Source organism: Pyxidicoccus trucidator, assembly GCF_010894435.1.
Classification (GTDB): Bacteria; Myxococcota; Myxococcia; order Myxococcales; family Myxococcaceae; genus Myxococcus; species Myxococcus trucidator.
Map to the genome: position 1 here is coordinate 24,918 of NZ_JAAIXZ010000003.1, position 19,364 is coordinate 44,281.

A 19,364-nucleotide genomic window follows, 5' to 3' on the forward strand; every position below is an offset into this window, starting at 1 on the left:
TCCTGGAGGTAGCGCTCTCACGCGCGTCGCTGTGCGTGCAGCTCTCGCGGGCACGCGAGCGCATGGAGCGGGAGCAAGGCCTGAGCTTCGGTGCGCTCCGGCTGGAGCCGGACTCGCTCGAACATTGGGAGGGAGGAAAGCCCGTGCGCCGCGCGGCGCGGGCGGACGTGCGTGGCGTGTCGCTGGAGCTCTCCGACCACGACGCCACGATGCGCATCGAAGTGGCTGGATGGGGGACATGGCACGTCCCGCTCGGAGAGCTGAGGGACCCGCATGTGCTGGCCGCGCTCCTGGTGGGCGATGAGTTCGTTCTGAGGTATTCCGCGCCGGCCTCACCGCCCCCCGCCAGGACGGACCGGAAGTCAGGCGCCTGGCGAGAGCTCCCGATGACGTGCCTGGTCGTCATGGTGGGACTCATGGTGGGGGGGGGTAGGACTCCTCCACCTCGAGGAGCTGGCCCTCGAGGGCTGGGAGAGTCAGGGCTGGCAGCCCGTCCCAGCGGAAATCGTCACATCCCGCACCTGGGAGCATCAGCCCATCCGGAATCGGACGACGACCGAGCGACTGGGAGCAATCACCTACCGCTTCGTCTTCAACGGCGTCAGCTATACGGCGGAGCGCTTCACCGTGGACGGAACGAGCGCCCGAGACGCAGAGCGCCTCGTTCCGGGCCAGCGAGTCACCGCCTACGTGCCGCCGGAACACCCCGAGCGCGCGGTGCTCGCTCCCGGCATGCCCCTCGTCAAGGTCATCATCGGTGGAGCCCTGGCCCTGACCTTCCTGGTGTTGTCGGTGCTGTACGGGCTCACCACCCTCGCCAAGATTCTCGGCTTGGACTCGTGGCCCTTCACATTCAAGGCCCGGGCGCGCGGCCGTTCATGACACCCGCGACACCCCAAGCTCAGTCCTCCAGGCCGGCGACGACCTGGTCGACCAGGGCGTTCAGCGCCGACTGCTGCCGTGCCGTGAAGTACGTCGGGGCCTCGTACCGCGAGACATCATGGCGCAGGTAGCCCATGTACGTGCGCGCGCGCGCTCGCGCTTCCGGGGTGGCCGGGCGCAGTCCCCGGGCGTGGTTGGACAGCAGCAGGTTCAGGCCCCATGCCGTCGCGTCGTAGCTCCAGCGGACGGGAGTCCGGCCGGACGCGGCCTGGACGAGGAGATAGGGGTGCTCGCTGACGGGGCCCTCGCTGGCGAGCGCCGCCGAGTAGAGCATGGTGTACGCCGAGTGCCGCCCCAGCCCGGCGTGCTTGACCAGCTCGGGGAAGTAGAAGGTGAGGGTGTTCTGGCGCAGGGGGTCCAGCGACCAGGACAGGTACATCCAGGTGGAGCCGCTGGGGGCGTGGATGGGGCGGAGGTCCGAATTGCGTGAAGCGATGGTGGCCTCGGCGGCGCCCACGTCCCACCACAGGTCCACCACTTCTCCCGGCACCCGGTCCTGCAGTCCGGAGCGCAGCACATGCAGGCCCGCCAGCGCGGCCATCCACTTGCGCGCCTGGAAGCAGGGCTCGGGCGTGGTGTGGAAGCCCTCCACGCCCTCGCAGATGCGCCCGGCCCCCTCGGGCCCTTCCGTCAGCTCATGGAGCACGCGGTGGTCGTGTCCACGTGTGCGCTCGCCCGCCGGACGATTGCCGCGTCCGAGTAGCCGAAGTGGGCCAGGTCCCACCCGTCGCTGTTCACATGGCACTGCGCGCAGGCCGCCCGGAAGGCGGCGAGCCCCTCTTCGGGGACAGCGCCGGGCGGGCAGACCCCCACGTCCGCCGCGGGCCGTGCTTCCTCCTCGTTCGTCTCGAGCCTGAACGTCAGGGAGGGGCCGCCGGAGACGGATTCGAGGAGCACCCGCTCATCCACTTCGAGCTGGCACGGAGGGATTGGCTCGCCTGGGTGCTGTGCGCTTCGTACCATCCGCCCTCCACCCTTCACCGGATCACCGAGCGGAGCCTCTGAATGCAACCGGCGTTTCACCATCTGGAGAGAGACGCACAGCGCAGGCGCAGTGCGCTGTGGGGACTGCTCGCGGGCCTGTCGGCCGCATTGCTGAGCTGTGGAGTGGGGGAGGGCGAGTCGACTGAAGGCACCCTGACCTCACACGCCGGACTCGCGGACGGCTACAACCTCGTCGTCACGGGTGTGAGCCCGACCACCACGGCCCCGGGCAGTACCGTCATCTTCAGCGCGACACTCAAGAACACGGGGACGGTCGCGACTCCGGCAGGCGTCATCCATGGCGTCTCGTTCTGGGTGAACGGCACCCAGGTGTCGTGGTCGGATACACACACGACCTCCATCGCTCCCGGCGCAAGCGTCACGCTCAGCGCCAACCATGGCCCGACGGGAACCCGGGAGTGGACCGCGCCGGGCACCGCTGGCACGCACACGCTCCTCGCGCACGTCGACGACATCAACCGCCTGAAGGCCGAGACCGACGAGAGCGATAATCAGTACGACACTCCGCTGAGCGTAACGGCCGCGACCTGCTCGGACCGGGTCCAGAATGGGACCGAGACGGGCGTCGATTGCGGTCCCGACTGCGGTCCGTGTGAGTGGCCATTCACCGCGGTCTCCCGGACGGCGCTCCGGCAGTCGGCGAGGAAGGTCTATGCGCACTGGCACTACTATCCGGTGTCGCTCGACAACTACAACCCGACGTCCAATGACTACTACGAGCGCAACTACATCGCCGTCAACGGCGAGGGTGGAGCGCACGCGGCGTATGGCGGCATGATGCGAGAGCGCCCGCTTCCGAGGCTGACGCGACCGGAGACGGATTGGCGGCTGCGCGACGCGAAGGACGAAATCGAGCTCGCCGCGAGAATCGGCATCGATGGCTTCTATCTGAACCTGTGGACCGACAGCGACGTGAACAACGGCGCCGTGTGGACCCGGGCGAAGACCGTCGTCGACGCGGCCTCCCAGGCCGGTGGCTTCGACATCGTTCCCAACTTCGACCTGACGATTCTCAATACGGGAAGCACGTCGGGGGACCAGGACATGATGATTCGCATCCTGGGGCAGTTGAAGGGCTATTCAGCGCTCCTGCGACGCCCCGATGGGAAGTATGTCGTGGGCCTGTTCAATCCCGCCGCACAGGGCCGGACGGCTGCTTTCCACGCCACCTTCAAGCAGCGCGCTTCGACTGAGCTGGGCATGAGCCTGTATCTGGTGCCTGTCTTCCTCGGGACGGGAAGTACGGCGCTCTTCGAGGAGTACAAGACGGTCGCCGACGCCTACGCGGGATGGGGGACCGCCGTCCCCATCACCACGGCCGGGTACTCGGGAGGCCTGAAGACGAAGGCGGCCGGGTATGGGAAGCCGTGGATCCACCCGATGAGCAGTCAGGACTACCGGCCCAAGGACAAGGCCTTCTGGGAGGCGAAGAACTCACAGACGCTTCGCTCCATCTGGGAGAACGTGATTGCCGACGGCATGGACCAGGTTCAAATCGTGACCTGGAATGACCAGCACGAGCACCACAACATCCGGCCCTCGACTGGCAAGCAGTGGCCCGCGTACGACATGACCGCGTATTACATCCAGTGGTTCAAGACCGGCACCCGGCCGACCCTCGAGCGCGACGTGTTGTATTACAACCACCGTATCCACCATCAGTCCCTGGTGCCCACGAAACAGACCTCGGCGAATCTCGCGGGCTGCCGGGCGGGGTGCCCGGCGACGAACGAGGTTGAGTTGGTGGGCTTCCTGAAGTCCGCGGGCCGGCTCGAAATCACCCAGGGCGCGACGACCTACGGTGAGGACGAGACGGCGGGCGGTGTGCAGGTCGTCAAGACGGCGATGACGGTGGGCACTCCGACCTTCAGGCTGAAGCGCGCGGGAGCCACCGTCGTGCAGTTCCAGAGCATGCACGGAATCGTCGGCTCCATCGACTACCAGGACTTGCTGTACCGGGCCGGGAGTTCGAGCCGCGCAACGCTCCCGTCGTGCGCGGTCTCCTGTGCGAATGGTGAAGCCCGCTGCCGGATGTGCCCTGGCGAACCGATGTGGCTGAAGCGCTGAACGACACGACAAGGTGTCTCGAAGACCCGACGAGCCAGCGCACGGCTCGTCGGGTCTCCCTTCAACCCTCCTACCCATCGTCGGGTTCTACGCGCAGCGCGGCGAGCTCGGCCAGGCGCGGAGCAGGTCTCTGGCGAGTGGCCATTGAGCCCTGCCCACGTCCCCGGTGGCTCGTCCGTCACTTCGCCTCGCTCCATGCCCGCTCAACACCGGGCAGGCCGTTTCCTGCTTCGCGGACGCGCACCAGTCCGCGCACTGTCTGTTTTGTCGCCTGGAGCTATGGCGTTGTCGGTGCGATTCCGAGGCACTCCTCGCTGTATTCCACGACCGCATAAGGGGTTCTGCGGCCAGAGCGCAATGGCGTACTGCCGCAGAAGCACCGATCCGAGCCGACCTCCGTGGTGTAGGTGGCGTCGCTGTAAAAGACGGTGAGAGAATCAGTCTGGCAGATATAGAGTTGGTCCTCGCGCGATGCCAAATCGGACTGTGCTCCCATGTCAGCTTCGTCCGCTCCACAGCCGAGCTGAACTCCGACGACGGCAAGACCCAGAAGCAATAGCGAGCGCATTCTTCCTCCCTGAGGGATGAGGTGTTCCAGGCAATTGCTGCGTGGGTATGGTGCCACAAAGCCTCATGCGAGTGGGTAGGGGAGGGGTATTTCATGGCGAGCGCAACACTTCAGCTCCCTTGGAAGAGCTGCCATCGGAGCGCGAGGGGGCTTGATTGGCCCGACGAGGTCATGCTCCGGTGCGCCGAGGCGGAACTGGACTTACAGCAGCTCGCCCCCAGCGCGGACTGAGGACCTGGCAGAGGCTGTCAACGGCGGGAGACTTTGAAGGTTCCACCGATGTTGAGGACGGCGGTCCCCTCCCGGCCACCCGCATTGACGCGGAAGGTGAGCCTGTCGGACCAATGCAAGATGTCACCATCCTTGATCCCCCCAATAGTCCCGTGGAGCTGGTAGTAGATGGGCACGGTGTGGTGCCCGTTCTGGCCTAGCTTCTTCGTGGCTGTATGCCAGACCATTCCAGACTCCTTCATGTCTCCGACAGCGATGGCCACGAGCTTCTGCGAAACCTTGAACCCCCAGTTGACGTTCTTGAAGCGGCAGTTGTAGCGGGCGCTGAAGATGCCGTTCCGGTCTGTGAAGACGTGGTTCGCCTCGTCGCATTTGACAACGTCATACTGCGGCCCATTTCCGTTGGGCTTCGGTATGAAGGTTTGAACGTCTTCTTCCTCTACGGCGCCCTGCAGGCTCTTCGTCAACGCCTCCGCCTCGGCGGCCGGCATCGGCTGGTCCCAGGTGATATCGAGCGTGGTACCGGAGGTGCGGACCTCTGAACGAGTCTGCGCGTTGGAACCCGGCTCCCCGGCCGTCGCGGTGAGCGGCGTGCCGGAGATCAGCAGTGTTCCAACCAGTGCTGCCAGAAACCTTGCGATTCTCATGGGAAAGCTCCTTTCTCGCTGGGTGACCGGAAACTTGAGGCTCCTCTCATTTGGGAAAATCCCCCGCAATCCTGGGGGATTCCGTTGCGCTTCGGATGGGAGAGGAGCTCTCCGGTTGCCAATGGACGGCGGGGCAGGCACCGCCTTGCATGTCCGCTGCACGTCTTCTCTCCACGGCGTCTTGACACCGAGGCGAGGCGCCACGAGACAGGGCGAGCGGGCAGGCGCCAGCGCAGCCCTCGCGACCGACCTGCCTCCTGGCCGCGAGGACGCTCTCACGATTGTGGGCTGCTGACGCGGCTGGGCCCCTTCGAGCGACGTCGCTAGAGCAGGGTCAGCGAGAACTGGAGATGCTCCATGTCGGGGATGGAGGTCAGCGCGGTTGCGCCGGGCTTCCAATCCACCTGGAGGGTGCCTTCGGAAGGAGGCCCCTGTCGCTCGAACTCGATGCGGTAGGTGTTTTCGAAGACACGGGCCTTCTCATCCAGCTCCGGGCCGAAGGAGAGGGGCCACCCGGGGGGCGTCTCAGGGCCCGCGACGATGAGGACGTGCTCATCCACCATGAGCCCATCGCGCTCGTCGAAGACGCGCACACGGAACCACGGATGGACCTCTGGGATGGCCCCCTCGGGAACGTCCCAGGACAGCCTTGTCAGTTCGATGAAGAAGTTGAGCTGGAGGAACTCCAGCTTCTCGCCGGGCTTCGGGGCGACGCGGACGTGCAGGCGGCGCTCGAGGAGCGGCTCGGAAGGTGAGAGGACGGTGGTGGTTTCGGCGGAGGCCGGCGCTTCCACCTGGTCGTAGCCCGGCCGGCAGGCCGTCGTCAGGAGTGCGAACGCGAGCCCCAGGAGGGACGTGAGGGAGCGTGGGGTCATGGTGAGGAGACCTCCAGCGTGAAGCCCTTGGGCAGGTCGCTCGTGCCCTCCACGTGCGCGCTGGCCACCGCCGTCCACTCCACGTCGACCGTCCCGGGCGAGACGTTGTCCTGGACCTCGAAGTCGACTGCCTTGTGCCACTCGCACGCCGCGTCGAGCGGACATTCTTTGGACAATCCCGCGCGTAGCTCTATCACGGTGGTGTCATCAGGGCCTCCCAGCACCACGATGGGGTCAGGGCTCGAGGCGCCCTGCAGTGATGCCCGGAACCACGGCCGCTGGGGCAGGGTGGGGTCGGTAGGCTTCCAGCGCGCGGAGATGCGCACGGACAACTCCCCCCACACCGAAGTGTCCTCGGGCTTCGCGGCCGTGGCCCGGATGACGAGGTGGCGCGTGGCCCTGGGGGCTTCGGTCGACAGGCTGAAGGGTGGGCCCGCGTGCTCCTCTGAGTGGAAGTCCGGCGAGGTGGGCTCCGAGGTGGCCAGCACACTGGCACTCGCCCCGAGCAGCGCGAGCCGCGCGGCCCAGGCGCGCAGCCGCGAGTGCCTTGGGGGAAAGGAAGAAGACTCAAGGCGGGGAGAAGGACTTGCGCGATGCATGGGCTGCGGCGGCTCCGTTGTCGAGGCTCCCCGCGCCAGGCCACGCTCGGGAGCGGCGGGAGTGTAGAGCAATCCAGAGGCCACTCCTCCCCAGGGGGGAATGCAGCCCTGGAAGTCCCCTGTGGGGGCCGCGCCTGACATGGGCGTCATGGATGAGCCCACGCAGACAGGACACCTGCGGCGCGGGAAGCCGTCTCGTGCCGGGCGGTGAATCCTCACACCCTGAGCCATCCGGACGTCGCGCAGGATAACGTTTCGTGCTTTTCGATATTTCCACGAAAATCGAGTAAAGCGCTTCGCGGCAGGAAGGGCGCCGGCCGTGTAGCTCGCGGGCAAGGCCGCCCTGATGGCACAGCCGACAGGCTGTCGCATTCATTGAGTTGCAACAGACATTCCACTGCGCATGCTGCGCGGTGTCATGCAGCCACGGGCTGCAAGCGGGAGACGTATGCGGAAGCTGTCCATGGCGGGCGTCATGCTGTGCGGAGCACTGGTGTCAGGGTGCCAGGGAGAAGAGTGGGAGCAGCGCGCCCACGAACAGCCCGGCGGCACCGGCACCGAGGCGTCCGTCGCGTCCACCCGCCAGGCGGTCATCTCCCCGGCGCTCGAGTTGTCGCTCGCGTGCGTCGCGACGTATGCCAACGCGGGGACCTGCGACTGGGCTCACTGGAGCGAGCTGTGGGAGACGTGCAAGACCTACGAGCACGGGGAGCTCGAGGACGGCCTCTTTCTAGATGAGGTGCAGTCAGGTAACTGCACGGCGGCCAACTGGCCCGCGCTGCGCGAGCAGCTCATCACCCCGCGCCCGCCGCTCGTCCGCGTGCGCGAGGCCTGCAATGGCAGCTCCCAGGTGATTCAGGAGGCCGGGTCCAACGGCTGCCACACGCTCGCGCAAGCCGCTGGCGCCTCCTACGTCGACGTGCCGCTCGGCAAGGCCGTGACGCTCCATGCCGGTGTGGACTGTACCGGGGCCTCGGTCACCGTCGAGACCGACACGAACCTCTGTGAGACTTCGTTCGGGAGCGGCGCCAGCGCGAACGACAACGTGCGCTCGTTCCAGGTTCAGGACGTCGTGGCGCCGCCATCGGCGCACCGCTATGACTGCGCCCCCGAGGAGTTGACGTGCGTCGAGAACGACAACATCCGATTGGGCTCCATCAACCGGAAGCACACCGTCAAGGTCGTCCGCGTCACCCTCGCGGGCAGGTCCACGCCCGAGCTGTCCTCCATCCGAGGCAGGGTCAATGACATGTACGCCTTCTTCGCCGTCGCGTCTCACGGCCAGGTGGGCCTGGAGAGCATCGTTTCGCAGACCGTGGCGGTGACGGCGGGCAGCACCTGCACGGCGGCGAAGAAGCAGGCCGTCGGGCAAGCCAACTCGAACAAGGTCCTGACCGTGTATTCGATGCCCAGCGGGCTGTGTTCCACCTCGAACGCCGGCTCGCGCAGCATCTACCTCAATGGCAACCTGTTCCGGGACTACACCCACGAGACCGGGCACGTCCTCGGCCTCGCGCACGGCAACACGCGAGACCCGTCGACCGGCACGGTCACCCAGTACGGTGACGCGAGCACGTTCATGGGCAAGTTTCCGTCGGATAACTACAACCTCCCTCAGCTCCACTGGCTGGGGTGGACGAAGAAGGAGGAGCTCATCAAGGTCAACTCGGCCATCGACAACGGTGGATTCATCGACGTCACCCTCCGTCCGGTGGGAAGCAACGCCGAGAGCACCAGCAGCCTCCCGCTGGGCGCCGTCTGGGATATTCCCGGCACCGAGCCCAAGATGCGGCTGTTCATCGCCGTACCGAAGGCGCGCCTCAACGACACGAACCAGATTGAGGGCGGCACGGTAATCGTCTACCGCGCCCCCAGGTGCGAGGGTTGCACGGGCATGTCCATGGGTACGACGACGATGGCGCGGTTCAGCGCCAGGTCCGTCAATGCGCACGCAGCCAGCGGACTCCTCATCAAGCCGGTGGGCTACACGAGCAGCGTCGTCCAGGGCGTCGAAGTGTTCACCTCCGTCACGGTGCGCATCAACCTCGCGCCGTAGAGGCCGGCCTTCATCGCGACCGGCTGGCGCTGCTCGCCAGCCGGTCGCAAGTGATTCGCGAGAAGAACTTCGGGAAGATCTCCAGCTCGTGTCGTTGACGCGGAGGGGTGCCCGAGCTGTCCGAGAACCCCTATCCGGCCTGCTGCTACCCGTACCCGAGCCGGCCTGGCATGGCGGGGTGGTAGCGGCGCGGGCTCCACTGGCGTGGCTATGATGCGCGCCCCGCCGCGGCCCTCCCGGCCCACGCGCTCAGGTCAGCCATGCCCATTTCCACGACGACCCGCCGCGCCGCTGCTTCTCGCAGGCCCCGAGGCGGGCGGAACCGGAGCAGAAGGGCGCAGCGGGGCCATGTCTTCCTCGGGCTGCTCGTCCTGTTGGGGCTGCTCGCGGCGGGCGTCTCCTGGCTCGCGTGGCGCCCTCCCGACGTGGGCCCCGCGTTGGCGTGGCTCATCGGGGGCCTGGTGGTGGCCGGGTGGAGCTCGCTCGCGTTCTGGCGCCGGGACTCGTTCGCGGCGGCCAAGCTCCTGCTGTTCTGCACCCTGATGCCCGTGCTGTTCTGCCTGCTCTGGGTCATCAACGCGCACAGCTTCGGAGGGCCGGCGACGTGGGTGGGTGGGGCCTCCGCGGTGGGCGCGGCACTGTTCGCACGGTACCTCTGGCGCGAGTGGCGACGCGTGGAGGTGCTGCCCAACTTCCTGCTCGAGGCGGCGAACAAGGACGACATCCACGAGCTCGACGGCCTGCAGTTCTGTGCGGGGCTGTCCCGCCCCGAAGAGGGGCCCGTTCCCCTGGAGCTGCACGTGCTGGTGCAGAGCTGCGTGGACGCGGAGCGCACGCTGACGCTGAAGCTCTCCGGGCCCTCCCAGACGCGGGTGCACTACCCGGACAGCGTGACGGTGCAGGTCGGCCCGGGAGAGGTGGGCCAGCTCGTGGTGCCGCTCCACCTGCTCCCTGGTGCGCGCGCGGCGGGCAAGCTCTACCTCACGCCGAGCATCTCAGGGCCCGGAGGGCCCCGCCTGCGCTACTGGCGCGCGAAAGACTACGTGGCACGCATCCACCCGGTGATGCAGGTGCTCGGCCTCTTCGCGGGAGTGATTGCCTGGGGCGGCGGCTTGTCCGTCGAGCTCCCCGTCATTCCCGACGCACCGCCTCCGCGTCCGCAGCTTCCGCCCGAGCGCTGGAAGGTGATGTGGCGCCCCGGGCTGGAGCAGCTCCAGCAGGCCCGCGCGGCCTGAGCTTCCACTCCTACAGGTACTCCGCCAGGCGGAGGTCGTCCGGCCTGGCTCAGTCCAGACGACCCTGGAGCGACGGCTCGAGCTGTTTCACAGCGTGTAGCCGCCGTCGCTCAGCAACGTCGCGCCCGTCATGAGCGCGCAGTCGTCTGACAGCAGGAAGCCAATCTGCCGCGCAATCTCCTCGGGCCTGGCATAGCGGCCGAGCGGCGTCGCCATGGCCGCCAGCTCGGCGAAGGCCGCGTCGCGCCCGACCTGTGCCGCCCGCTCGGCGAACATGGGGACCGCATCCCATACCGGCGTCTCGACACCCGCGGGCGCAATCGCATTGACGCGGATGCGGTCGGCCGCGCCCTCCTTCGCGGCCACCTTCACCAGGTGGATGAGCGCAGCCTTCGACGCGCCATACGCGGCGACACCAGGCTCGGGCTTCACACCCGCGGCGGAGGCCGTCGCGACGATGGAGCCACCGCGTCCCCGCATCGCGCGCATCGCCGCGCGCAGCGTCAGGAACGCGCCGTCCAGATTGACGGACAGGATGCGCCGCCACTCGTCGAAGCCATGGTCGACGATGGCCGCCGCTCCCGCGACACCGGCATTGACGACAGCGTGGTCGAGCCCTGCCAGCTTCGGCGCCAGCCCCTCCCAGAACGCCTCGTCCCGCACGTCCCCCACCGCCCGGTCGACCACGCACGGAAGCTCCACCGCCTCCAAGGCCTTGGGAGCGAGGTCGACCAGAATCAGCCGCGCGGCGCCCTCGGCGGCAAGATGCTGCGCAACGGCCAACCCGATGCCAGAAGCAGCACCGGTCACGAGCGCGGTTCGATGGGTGAACTGGGGCATGTCTCATTGTACCCGCACCCACGTGAGGCGCAGGGGGGCCGTCCCCCGGCAACTCCCTGGACCCCACCATGGGAGTCTGCGCCCCGCGCGATGCAGGGCTGCCCTGCCTGGACTGAGTCCAGGCCCTTCCCGGTTTTGATATATCCATGATTGGAAGTGCACTCCGGGCGGCACCGCGCCCGGGGTGGCGGCAGTGCCGAGGATGCGTGCGTGCTCGGGGTTCGTGCCAGTCATCCCGCCGCGCTCACCAGACCTGGGACGGGGAGAGCCTGTAGGCCGAGGTGCCGTTGCCGAGCTCGCCGTCGTCGTTGTTACCCCAGGCCTCGAGTGTCCCATCGGAAGACACCGCGAAGGTGTGGGCGGCCCCCGTTGCAATGGCCACGACCTCCGTGAGGCCCTGAACCTGCCCGGGCGACAAACGCGAGCTGAAGGTTCCATCGCCGAGCTGGCCCGAGGAGTTGAAGCCCCAGCTCCAGACCGTGCCGTCCAGCTTCAGGGCCACCACGTGACTGCTCTTGGCGGACAGGGCGCGCACGCCGCCGAGGCCGGGCACCGGGCCAGGCGTCAGCCGGGAGGCGGTCGTCCCATCTCCCAACTGGCCGGCGCCATTGTTGCCCCAGGCCCAGACGGTGCCGTCGGCCTTCAGCGCCAGCGAGGAGCTGTTGCCCGCGGCCAGGGCCGTCACGCCGGTGAGAGCGGACACCGGGTGGGGTGTCCGCCGGGTGGTTCTCGTCCCATCGCCCAGCTGTCCCTGGCTGTTGGAGCCCCAGGCCCAGACGGTGCCGTCGGCCTTCAGCGCCAGCGAGTAGCCGATGCCGGCTGACAGGGCCACCACGCCGGTGAGGCCGGGCACCTGGCCTGGCACCGGCCGGTTCGTGTTCGTCCCATCCCCCAACTGGCCCGTGTCGTTGAAGCCCCAGGCCCAGACGGTGCCGTCCGCCTGGAGTGCCAGCGAGTGGTTGATGCTCGCGGACAGGGCCGTCACGCCGGTGAGGCCTGGCACCTGGATGGGCGCCGGCCGGAAGGTCCTCGTCCCATCTCCCAACTGTCCCTGGCTGTTGGAGCCCCAGGCCCAGACGGAGCCGTCGGCCTTGAGCGCCAGCGAGTGGCTGAAGCCCGCGGCCAGGGCCACCACGCCGGTGAGGCCGGGCACCTGGCCAGGCACCCACCGGGAAAGGTCCGTCCCATCCCCCAACTGTCCCTGGCTGTTGGAGCCCCAGGCCCAGACGGAGCCGTCGGCCTGGAGCGCCAGCGAGTGGTCGCCGCCAGCCGCCAGTGCCCGGCTGTGGGTGAGCTGCGAGGGAGTCGGCCGGGTGTATCGGGGCGGAATTCCGTCGCCGACCTGCCCGGAGTCGTTGAAGCCCCAGGCCCAGATGGAGCCGTCGGACTTGAGCACCAGGGAGTGGGAGTCGCCAGCGGCCAGGGCCACTCCTCCCGTGAGGCCAGGCACCTGCGTCGGCACCACCTGGGGCCGGGAGTTCCGGGTTCCATCCCCCAACTGGCCGTAGGCGTTGCGGCCCCAGCCCCAGACGGAGCCATCGGCCTTGAGCGCCAGCGAGTGGTCGCCGCCCGTGGCCAGGCCCACCACGCCGGTGAGGCCCGGCACCAGACCCGGCACCGGCCGGGAGGTGGTCGTCCCATCCCCCAGTTGGCCGAAGTCGTTGTAGCCCCACATCCACACGGAGCCGTCGGCCTTGAGCGCCATCGAATGAAAGCCGCTCGCGGACAGGGCCACCACTCGGGTCAGGCCGGGGACATGGACAGGCACCCGCCGGTCCGTGTTCGTCCCGTCGCCCAGCTCGCCATCCAAGTTGGAGCCCCAGGCCCAGACGGAGCCGTCGGCCTTGAGCGCCAGCGAGTGGTTGGCGCCCGCGGCCAGGGCCACGACGCCAGTGAGGTCCGGCACCTGGACAGGCTCCAACTGGGAGTGGTCCGTCCCATCCCCCAACTGACCGGAGAAGTTGCCGCCCCAGGCCCACACGGTGCCGTCCTCCTTGAGTGCCAGCGAGTGGAAGCCGCCCGCGGCCAGGGCCACCACGCCGGTGAGGTCAGACACCCGGGCAGGGGTCGGCCGGTGGGTGGTCGTCCCATCGCCCAGTTGGCCCTCGAAATTGGAGCCCCAGGCCCAGACGGAGCCGTCCTCCTTGAGTGCCAGCGAATGAAAGCTGCCTGCCATCAGGGTCCGCACGCCCGTGAGGCCGGGCACCTGGGTGGGCGCCATCCGGTTCGTGGTCGTCCCATCGCCCAGTTGGCCGAAGAAGTTGTAGCCCCAGGCCCACACGGTGCCGTCTTCCTTCAGCGCCAGGGAGTGCTCGGAGCCCGCCGTCACCGACACCCGCGCCAGCAGGGCGAGCGCGTTCCCCTGGGTCTCCAGCCCCGGGGCGGGCTCCTCTCGCAGACACGCGGAGGCTCCCAGGAGCCCACACACCAGCCAGAAGACTCTCAAGACAGCAGACCCGACGCGCTTGCTGACTTCCATGGACATACCTCCGGAACAACAGCTTGCACGAATTGCACCGGAAACGCTGCTCACAGGGCGCGAAAGCCCCTGCCGGGTGCCAGGGAGCGGCTCCCCGGTGCTACGGAACCGAGACATCGTCAGGCGGGCATGTCATTACGCCCGTGCCTCGCTCGGGGGATGGCGGGTCGAGCTCCGGAACGAGCCGCCGAGCCCCCCGCCTGGCCTGCCGGAACCCGTTGCTGCCGCATGAATCACGGAGGCGATTGCTGCGCACACGCTCATTCCGCAGTATGGATGCCTCAACTGATGTCCGGACGCGTCGCCGCTGGCTGTAGGGGCTGGCGCACGCCTCGCTCGCATCCCGCGCCCTGGCGATGGACGCGGGCTTGCTGCGAGCCAAGGAGAATCCCAAGATGCATGCACCTCGGCCGCTCGGCGAGCTCCAGGTCGGCGAGTTCGTCGTCGGCTTCTGGCTCTTCACCCATCGGCGTCGTGTCCACCTCGGCGTGTTCGACCTTGATCGCCGCGAGTTCCGCAGCACCCTGACGTTCGCGCGCCTCGAAGCCGATGGGCAGGCCACGCCAGTGCGGCGCATCGAGAACGAGGATGCGAGCATTCGTGCTGTCGATGCGCGGGTCGTCGGTCCGGACATGCGCTTCGTGCTCGAGCTCAATCGGGGCGTTCCGCTGCAGCTGACCCGCACGGCCCTCGAACCGTTGCTCGAGCCCGCCGGGCCGCCGCTGACGTTCAGTCCCGCTCGTCCGCTCGGTCCCTGGCCGCAACTGGACGCGCGCATCCAGCTCGACATCGGTGAGCAGTGGAACGTGGCGGACAGCCTGAGGCCGGAGCAATGGTTGTTCAATCCACGCTTCTCGCCGGGCGCTCCGACGGCATCGATGAGCGTCAACACCGCCGATGGCCAGACCCTGCTGCTGACCGATGAGGGCGCGCCCGCCGGCCTCCTGTCCGACGCGGCGCTGCCGCAGTGGTGGGACCGGCCTGCGCTGCGCGTCGTCGCGTTTCAACGCATGGCCAGGGCCTACCGGCCGTTCTTGGCGCTGTCGCGCTATTCAGCACCGAAGCTGATTCCCCCCAGCGAACTGTGGGTGGTCGACGCCAGCACCGCGCCGCGCAGTCTCTCGGCCGAGTGCAAGCTCGGAGCGGTGATTGGCTTCGCACTCGCGGAGGGCCCGCGCGGCGAGCCCTGGCTGCTGGCGCTGACACGCGCCAGGGCCGGCGTGGTCATCAGTGCGCTGGCACGCGCCGCCAAGGGCTGGGCGATGGTCCACGAATGGCCCGTCGACGCACTGGCGACGCGTATCGTGGCCCTGTGGCACGACGACGCCTGGCACATCGTGTTGGGCCATGGCGAGCCGGCCACCTCGCTGCACTACCTGCGTCGATGACCGGCACCCGAGCTGGAGTTGCCCCCGTCAAATCGGACAGCTCAGGGTTGAGAGTTGGCAGTCGCCTCGGCCTGCTCGCGGGCGCTGCCACGCGCCTCCGGGTGCACGGAGAGCAGCCGGGACACGAGGCCGCTCAGCTCCTCGCCGCGGCGAGCGTTGACGGCTTGCGGCGGCCGGAGGCCCGCGCCATCCACGTGACAGGCTAGGATGGGGGGATGCGCTCGCCCTCACCCTGGATGTGTCCGTGGGCTGTCGCCCTCCTGTTGCCGCTGGCCTGTGTGAATCCCGACCCCGGGCCGGGGACCCCGCGGGATGGAGGCGTGAGCGAAGGCTGGACGTGGCTCCCGGTCGAGGGCTCCCGGTGCGCGCGGGGCTCGACCGCCGGCATCGGGCTGAAGCGCTCGGGGCTGGACGAGGACCTCTTCATCTTCCTGCAGGGAGGAGGCGCCTGCTGGAACCAGGGGACCTGCGTGCCCTCGGTGATGCGCTTCGGACCCATCTGCTACTACGACACGGCGTGTCTCTACAGCGGCGCCGGTGGTCAGCAGCCCTCGGCCGTCCACGTGAACGAGGACAATCCCTATCCCGCGGATGGTGGCGGTCACTTCCCGCAGGAGGTGGCGCTTCTGGACTCGGTGCGCGCGCTGGACCGCACCGTGCCGGACAACCCCTTCCGCGACGCGACGTTCGTCTTCGTCCCGTACTGCACCGGAGACCTGCACGCGGGCGATGCGGAGCGGACCTACCAGTACAAGGTCGGCTATCTGGATCCTGTCCAGTCGCGGAAGATTCACTTCGCCGGGGCGCGCAACATGGACGCCTACCTCCGGGAGCTGAAGGCGCGGTTCCCCGACGCGAAGCGGATCTGGCTCACCGGCTCCAGCGCGGGCGGGTATGGAGCGACATTCAATCTCCCGAGGGTTCGAGACGCCTTCCCCGACGCGGAGGTCCACCTGCTCGCTGACTCGGCGCCGTTCGTCCAACCGGTGCACTGGGAGCATTGGCGCGAGGCCTGGAACATCCAGCTCCCCGCTGACTGTGAGGACTGCGATGCGGGGATGCCCCAGATTGCAGAGCATCTCGCGCAGCGCTTCCCGGACTCGCGGCAGGGGCTCCTGGCATACGACTCGGATCAGGTCCTCAGGTGGTTCTTCTTCGCCGGGACGGGTCCCGAGGCCGCGCTCAATCCGCCGGTCGGCCCCTATCAAGCGGGGTTCGGCGCGCTGCTTGCCGAGCGCGCCGCACACGCGAACGCGGACGCCTTCGTCCTTCCCGGCACGGCGCACGTGATGTGGCAGGGATACGGCACCGCGCTCTCCGATGGGGGGACTGCTCCCCCGTTCAACAGCGCGGACGGAGGCACGAACCTGCGGGAGTGGATTCATGCGTGGGCCACGGGCGAGGGCTTCGGCGGACCCTGAGCGGAAGGACCTCGTCCCGCAGCGCGGCGAAGTCGCCCGAGTCCCTGGAGCCGCTGGCTATGGACTGTCGTCTCGAGCCGTGGGGCCCGAGGTGGCGGGGCGTGGCGGAGTCATGGCGGGTTGGTAGCACGCGCCCCTGTATTCAACGCCGGCCCAATAATCTGCACAGTCCTTCAGGTCCACGGGCAGCTTCATCCAGCACCCGCCGTTGATGGCGACCTGCATCTTGCCGGGACAGCGGCTGTGGCCGTCCGGGCGCTGCTGCCCTGGTAAGGGTTTCGGTGGCACGTCCACCGCGATGGAGGCCCATACGGAGGGGGTTCGCTCGGGAGCCACCGGCGCCGTCAGGACGGAGTCCCCGACGGCCACGGTGCCGGCATCCTTCGTCTCTTCCTGCTGCGCGAGGTGCGACGTCGCGGGCTCCTCGGAGGGACTCACACTCCGCAGCCCCCCGGCGCTCAGCGCCAGTGCGCCTGCGAGGCCGGCGGCGGCGAGCCAGGGCCACCTCCGCATGGGAGGAGGGCGCCGCACCGTGACGCGCTGGGGGCGGGGAAAGAGGCCCGCGGGCCGAGGCTCTTCTCCCGTGAAGAGAGGCACATCCGCCTCGAGTCCCGCGTTGCGCGCGGCCTGCTCGAGCGCTTCCGCTACGTCCCGTGCGCGGCCTCGCGCCTCGGGACGGGGCGAGAGCATCCGGGACACCAGGGCGCTGAGCTCCGGAATGCAGCGGGGGTTGCAGACTCGCGCCGTCCAGTGCGCCAGCTCCTCGGTGCGCCAGAGCCAGGCCTCCGCCTTCTCCCAGGGGTGCGCGGACGGAGGGTACTTCCCGGTGACGAGGCGATAGGCGGTGACACCCAGGGCGAAGAGGTCATCCGCGGGCCCCGGGGCATAGGGGGCGGGCGGGGGCTTTCGGGGGCCGAAGACGAAGCGCCACGCCTCGGGCGAGCGGTAGGACGGGGTGCCGGGAGGAAAGAGCTGCGAGGTGAGCGTGGAGGCGCCCAGGTGGTGTCCGGAGCCGAAGTCCATGAGGAAGGCCTGGCCATCTGCCGTCCGGACGCGGACGTTGTCACCCTTCACATCGCGGTGGAGGCCTCCGGCCGAATGGGTGGCGTCCAGGGCGCGGGCCAGTCGGGCGAGGAGGCGAAGCACCTGCCGCGAAGACGGGCGCTGTGCCTGGGCCCAGTCATAGAGGGACACGCCTTCGACCCACTCCATGACGAGCCAGGAGTAGGAGACGCCCTCGTGGGGCTGCCAGTGGCCACTGTCCAGGAGGCGTGGGACGGCGGGGTGGTGGACGCGGGAGAGCAGTTCGGCCTCGCGCGCGAAGCGCGCATTCCCTGGGTAGAGAGCCAGCTTGAGGGCCACGGCTTCGGCGGCCTGCTGCTCTGCGAGCACGGCGCGGTAGACGACGCCGTAGGCGCCCCGTCCGCGCTGCTCCAGCAGCAGCCACGGGCCGAGTCGCGTCCCGGAGGGCAGGCTTGCCGGGTTGAGGTAATCAGACTCCATGAGGTACCTCGTGAGGCGGTCCGCACCGCGCACGAGGAGACTACTCGCGAGGTAGTTGGACTCCAACGTCATCCAGCAGGTGAAGGAACGCCCGGCACTCCAGCGCTACTCAGCGCGCGGGTAGCTCGCGGAAGGTGATGCCGTCCAGCTCCAGGCGGCGCACCGCTTCCATGAAGCGCTCGGTGCCGATGATGAGCGTGGCGAAGTTGCCCACGCGGAATAGGTCCCGGTCCGTGGGCAGCGACGCGGCGTCGAGGATGGGCTCGTCGGGCAGTGTGAGTCCGAACCGTCCACAGGTCTGGCACGGGGGAGGCTCGTCCGGGGGGATGCAGTCGGGGTGCAGTTGGCCCAGCGGCTCCAACTGGAGCTCCAGCATCTCCGGCGGGTTCTTCTGTCGCCACCGAAGCTCCGTCCGAGCGCCCAGCAGGCCCCGGATGCCCTCCGCCTGGAGGCGCTCCAGCGTGTCCCGGCGCAGTAGCAACAGATAGTCCCCCTGCCACGCCAGCGGGCCCAGGTCTCCCCGGGCAGTGCCCACCATGGGTCCGAAACCCGTGCCCGGGGGCAGGGTTGCGTTCGGTGGCGCGAGGGGACGCACGAGCTCCCGGAGGCGCGCGAACTCGGCAAAGGGCTCGGGCCTGGGCACCTCGAACTCGCCGCGTTCTGGCAGTTGCGACAAGTCCACGGCGGGGTACCGGTGCCCAGCAGAGGCCCAGGTGACGCCACAGTCGGCGCACCTCGCCCCTGGCAGTCCCCATCGACGCCCGGCGTTGAAGTCCCCTTTGTGACGGGCTGTCGCGGCCCCGTCCTCCCCGAGCAAGAAGTAACGAGTCATTCGTCCGTGAGCCTCATGCGCGAGGAATGGTAGGGCTGGATGGGACCGCCCATGAGCTGGAAGCGGTGGATGAGCTCTCCCGCGTGCTTGTAGATGGCTTCAGGGCTGGCGCCCGGCTTCGCTTTCATGAACTCTCGCCAGGCATTGTTCCACGCCCCGCCGCGGTCTCCGCCCCTGTGGATTCGTTGATGGACGTCGCGCGGAATGGGCATGGTGTAGTCGTGAATCTTGACGCCTTGCAGCTTGAACCACTCCGCTAGGTCGCTGGCCTGGGGGAAGAGGTGGTGCTTCTCGAAGCGGCCGGGCGGGAGCCGGTGGGACGGGGGGATGATGCGCTCGGGGGCGTCGTTCCAGTTGGGGAAGACCATGACGGCGCCACCGGGCAGCTTCCCCGCGCCTCCCCAGTTTCTTCGGGGGCCCATGCCCGGTGACGCAGCAGGGGGGCGCGCCCCCGGGAAACGCGCCAGCTCGACTTCACCGGGCGCGTCCTCGCACCGGTAGAAGCCGCAGGCGTCACCCAGGCACAGGAGGGTGACGCACCGGTCCTCCTGGGGGGCGTCGCACTCCACCGCCGCCCCGTCCCAGGCCTGCTGCAAGGGAGCCCCCGGAGTCGTGGAGCAGCCCAGCCAGGACAATGCCAGCAGCGAAAGCCAGAGAGCGCGAGGAGTTCGCATCG

17 protein-coding genes are annotated in these 19,364 nt (G+C 68.6%); 6 read left to right on the top strand and 11 right to left on the bottom strand.

All coding sequences use genetic code 11. The features are described from left to right. Window positions 1-504: 504 nt before the first annotated feature. Window positions 505-882 (top strand): DUF3592 domain-containing protein, encoded by a 378-nt coding sequence (locus G4D85_RS10240; RefSeq protein ID WP_240359238.1) that lies wholly within the window; start codon window positions 505-507, stop codon window positions 880-882. Window positions 883-901: 19 nt separating this feature from the next. On the opposite strand, the gene G4D85_RS10245 is transcribed toward G4D85_RS10240, so the two are convergent. Both G4D85_RS10245 and G4D85_RS10250 read right to left on the bottom strand, forming a co-directional pair. Continuing rightward, on the bottom strand, window positions 902-1,588 hold the full coding sequence (locus G4D85_RS10245) for a hypothetical protein (RefSeq protein WP_164010633.1): 687 nt from the start codon (window positions 1,586-1,588) through the stop codon (window positions 902-904). After that, complete coding sequence (locus G4D85_RS10250; RefSeq protein WP_164010635.1) at window positions 1,573-1,839, bottom strand: hypothetical protein; 267 nt, start codon at window positions 1,837-1,839, stop codon at window positions 1,573-1,575. Before G4D85_RS10250 ends, G4D85_RS10245 begins: the two co-directional genes overlap by 16 nt. A gap of 108 nt (window positions 1,840-1,947) precedes the next feature. Between G4D85_RS10250 and G4D85_RS10255 the strand changes: the two genes are divergently transcribed. After that, window positions 1,948-4,014, top strand: coding sequence for an endo-1,3-alpha-glucanase family glycosylhydrolase (locus G4D85_RS10255; protein ID WP_164010637.1), 2,067 nt, complete (start codon window positions 1,948-1,950; stop codon window positions 4,012-4,014). Between the two features lie 277 nt (window positions 4,015-4,291). On the opposite strand, the gene G4D85_RS50990 is transcribed toward G4D85_RS10255, so the two are convergent. The 4 genes from G4D85_RS50990 to G4D85_RS10270 form a co-directional block, all read right to left on the bottom strand. Further along, window positions 4,292-4,582 (bottom strand): DUF6289 family protein, encoded by a 291-nt coding sequence (locus G4D85_RS50990; RefSeq protein WP_476705372.1) that lies wholly within the window; start codon window positions 4,580-4,582, stop codon window positions 4,292-4,294. A 248-nt stretch (window positions 4,583-4,830) separates the two neighbouring features. Further along, on the bottom strand, window positions 4,831-5,460 hold the full coding sequence (locus G4D85_RS10260; protein WP_164010639.1) for a hypothetical protein: 630 nt from the start codon (window positions 5,458-5,460) through the stop codon (window positions 4,831-4,833). A 323-nt stretch (window positions 5,461-5,783) separates the two neighbouring features. Then, window positions 5,784-6,335 (bottom strand): hypothetical protein, encoded by a 552-nt coding sequence (locus tag G4D85_RS10265; RefSeq protein WP_164010641.1) that lies wholly within the window; start codon window positions 6,333-6,335, stop codon window positions 5,784-5,786. Then, window positions 6,332-6,823 carry a hypothetical protein gene (locus G4D85_RS10270; protein ID WP_205525499.1) on the bottom strand — a complete coding sequence of 164 codons (492 nt, stop codon included), beginning with the start codon at window positions 6,821-6,823 and terminating at the stop codon, window positions 6,332-6,334. Before G4D85_RS10270 ends, G4D85_RS10265 begins: the two co-directional genes overlap by 4 nt. A 559-nt stretch (window positions 6,824-7,382) precedes the next feature. Here G4D85_RS10270 and G4D85_RS10275 point away from each other — a divergent pair. After that, a complete protein-coding gene (locus G4D85_RS10275; protein ID WP_240359192.1) occupies window positions 7,383-8,990 on the top strand; it encodes a hypothetical protein in 1,608 nt (535 codons plus the stop codon). A 260-nt stretch (window positions 8,991-9,250) separates the two neighbouring features. After that, a complete protein-coding gene (locus G4D85_RS10280) occupies window positions 9,251-10,225 on the top strand; it encodes a hypothetical protein (protein ID WP_164010645.1) in 975 nt (324 codons plus the stop codon). Window positions 10,226-10,312: 87 nt separating this feature from the next. Here the strand turns inward: G4D85_RS10280 and G4D85_RS10285 are convergent, their stop codons facing one another. Both G4D85_RS10285 and G4D85_RS10290 read right to left on the bottom strand, forming a co-directional pair. After that, a complete protein-coding gene (locus tag G4D85_RS10285; protein WP_164010646.1) occupies window positions 10,313-11,065 on the bottom strand; it encodes an SDR family NAD(P)-dependent oxidoreductase in 753 nt (250 codons plus the stop codon). A gap of 244 nt (window positions 11,066-11,309) precedes the next feature. Beyond that, entirely contained in the window at window positions 11,310-13,544 is a 2,235-nt protein-coding gene (locus tag G4D85_RS10290) for an RCC1 domain-containing protein (RefSeq protein WP_164010648.1), read from the bottom strand. 368 nt (window positions 13,545-13,912) lie between these two features. Between G4D85_RS10290 and G4D85_RS10295 the strand changes: the two genes are divergently transcribed. Both G4D85_RS10295 and G4D85_RS10300 read left to right on the top strand, forming a co-directional pair. Beyond that, window positions 13,913-14,932, top strand: coding sequence for a hypothetical protein (locus tag G4D85_RS10295; RefSeq protein WP_205525500.1), 1,020 nt, complete (start codon window positions 13,913-13,915; stop codon window positions 14,930-14,932). Between the two features lie 320 nt (window positions 14,933-15,252). Then, window positions 15,253-16,353: a pectin acetylesterase-family hydrolase gene (locus G4D85_RS10300; protein ID WP_164010652.1), complete on the top strand. Its 1,101-nt coding sequence runs from the start codon at window positions 15,253-15,255 to the stop codon at window positions 16,351-16,353. 57 nt (window positions 16,354-16,410) lie between these two features. Here G4D85_RS10300 and G4D85_RS10305 read toward each other — a convergent pair whose 3' ends face one another. The 3 genes from G4D85_RS10305 to sitA6 all read right to left on the bottom strand — a co-directional run bounded on the left by G4D85_RS10305 (window position 16,411) and on the right by sitA6 (window position 19,362). Then, window positions 16,411-17,856 carry a serine/threonine protein kinase gene (locus G4D85_RS10305; RefSeq protein WP_240359193.1) on the bottom strand — a complete coding sequence of 482 codons (1,446 nt, stop codon included), beginning with the start codon at window positions 17,854-17,856 and terminating at the stop codon, window positions 16,411-16,413. Between the two features lie 109 nt (window positions 17,857-17,965). Next, a complete protein-coding gene (gene sitI6, locus G4D85_RS10310) occupies window positions 17,966-18,688 on the bottom strand; it encodes a SitI6 family double-CXXCG motif immunity protein (protein ID WP_164010654.1) in 723 nt (240 codons plus the stop codon). Continuing rightward, the gene (gene sitA6, locus G4D85_RS10315; protein ID WP_164010657.1) at window positions 18,685-19,362 is read right to left on the bottom strand and encodes a SitA6 family polymorphic toxin lipoprotein; all 678 of its coding nucleotides are present in this window, start codon (window positions 19,360-19,362) and stop codon (window positions 18,685-18,687) included. Before sitA6 ends, sitI6 begins: the two co-directional genes overlap by 4 nt. Window positions 19,363-19,364: the final 2 nt, after the last annotated feature.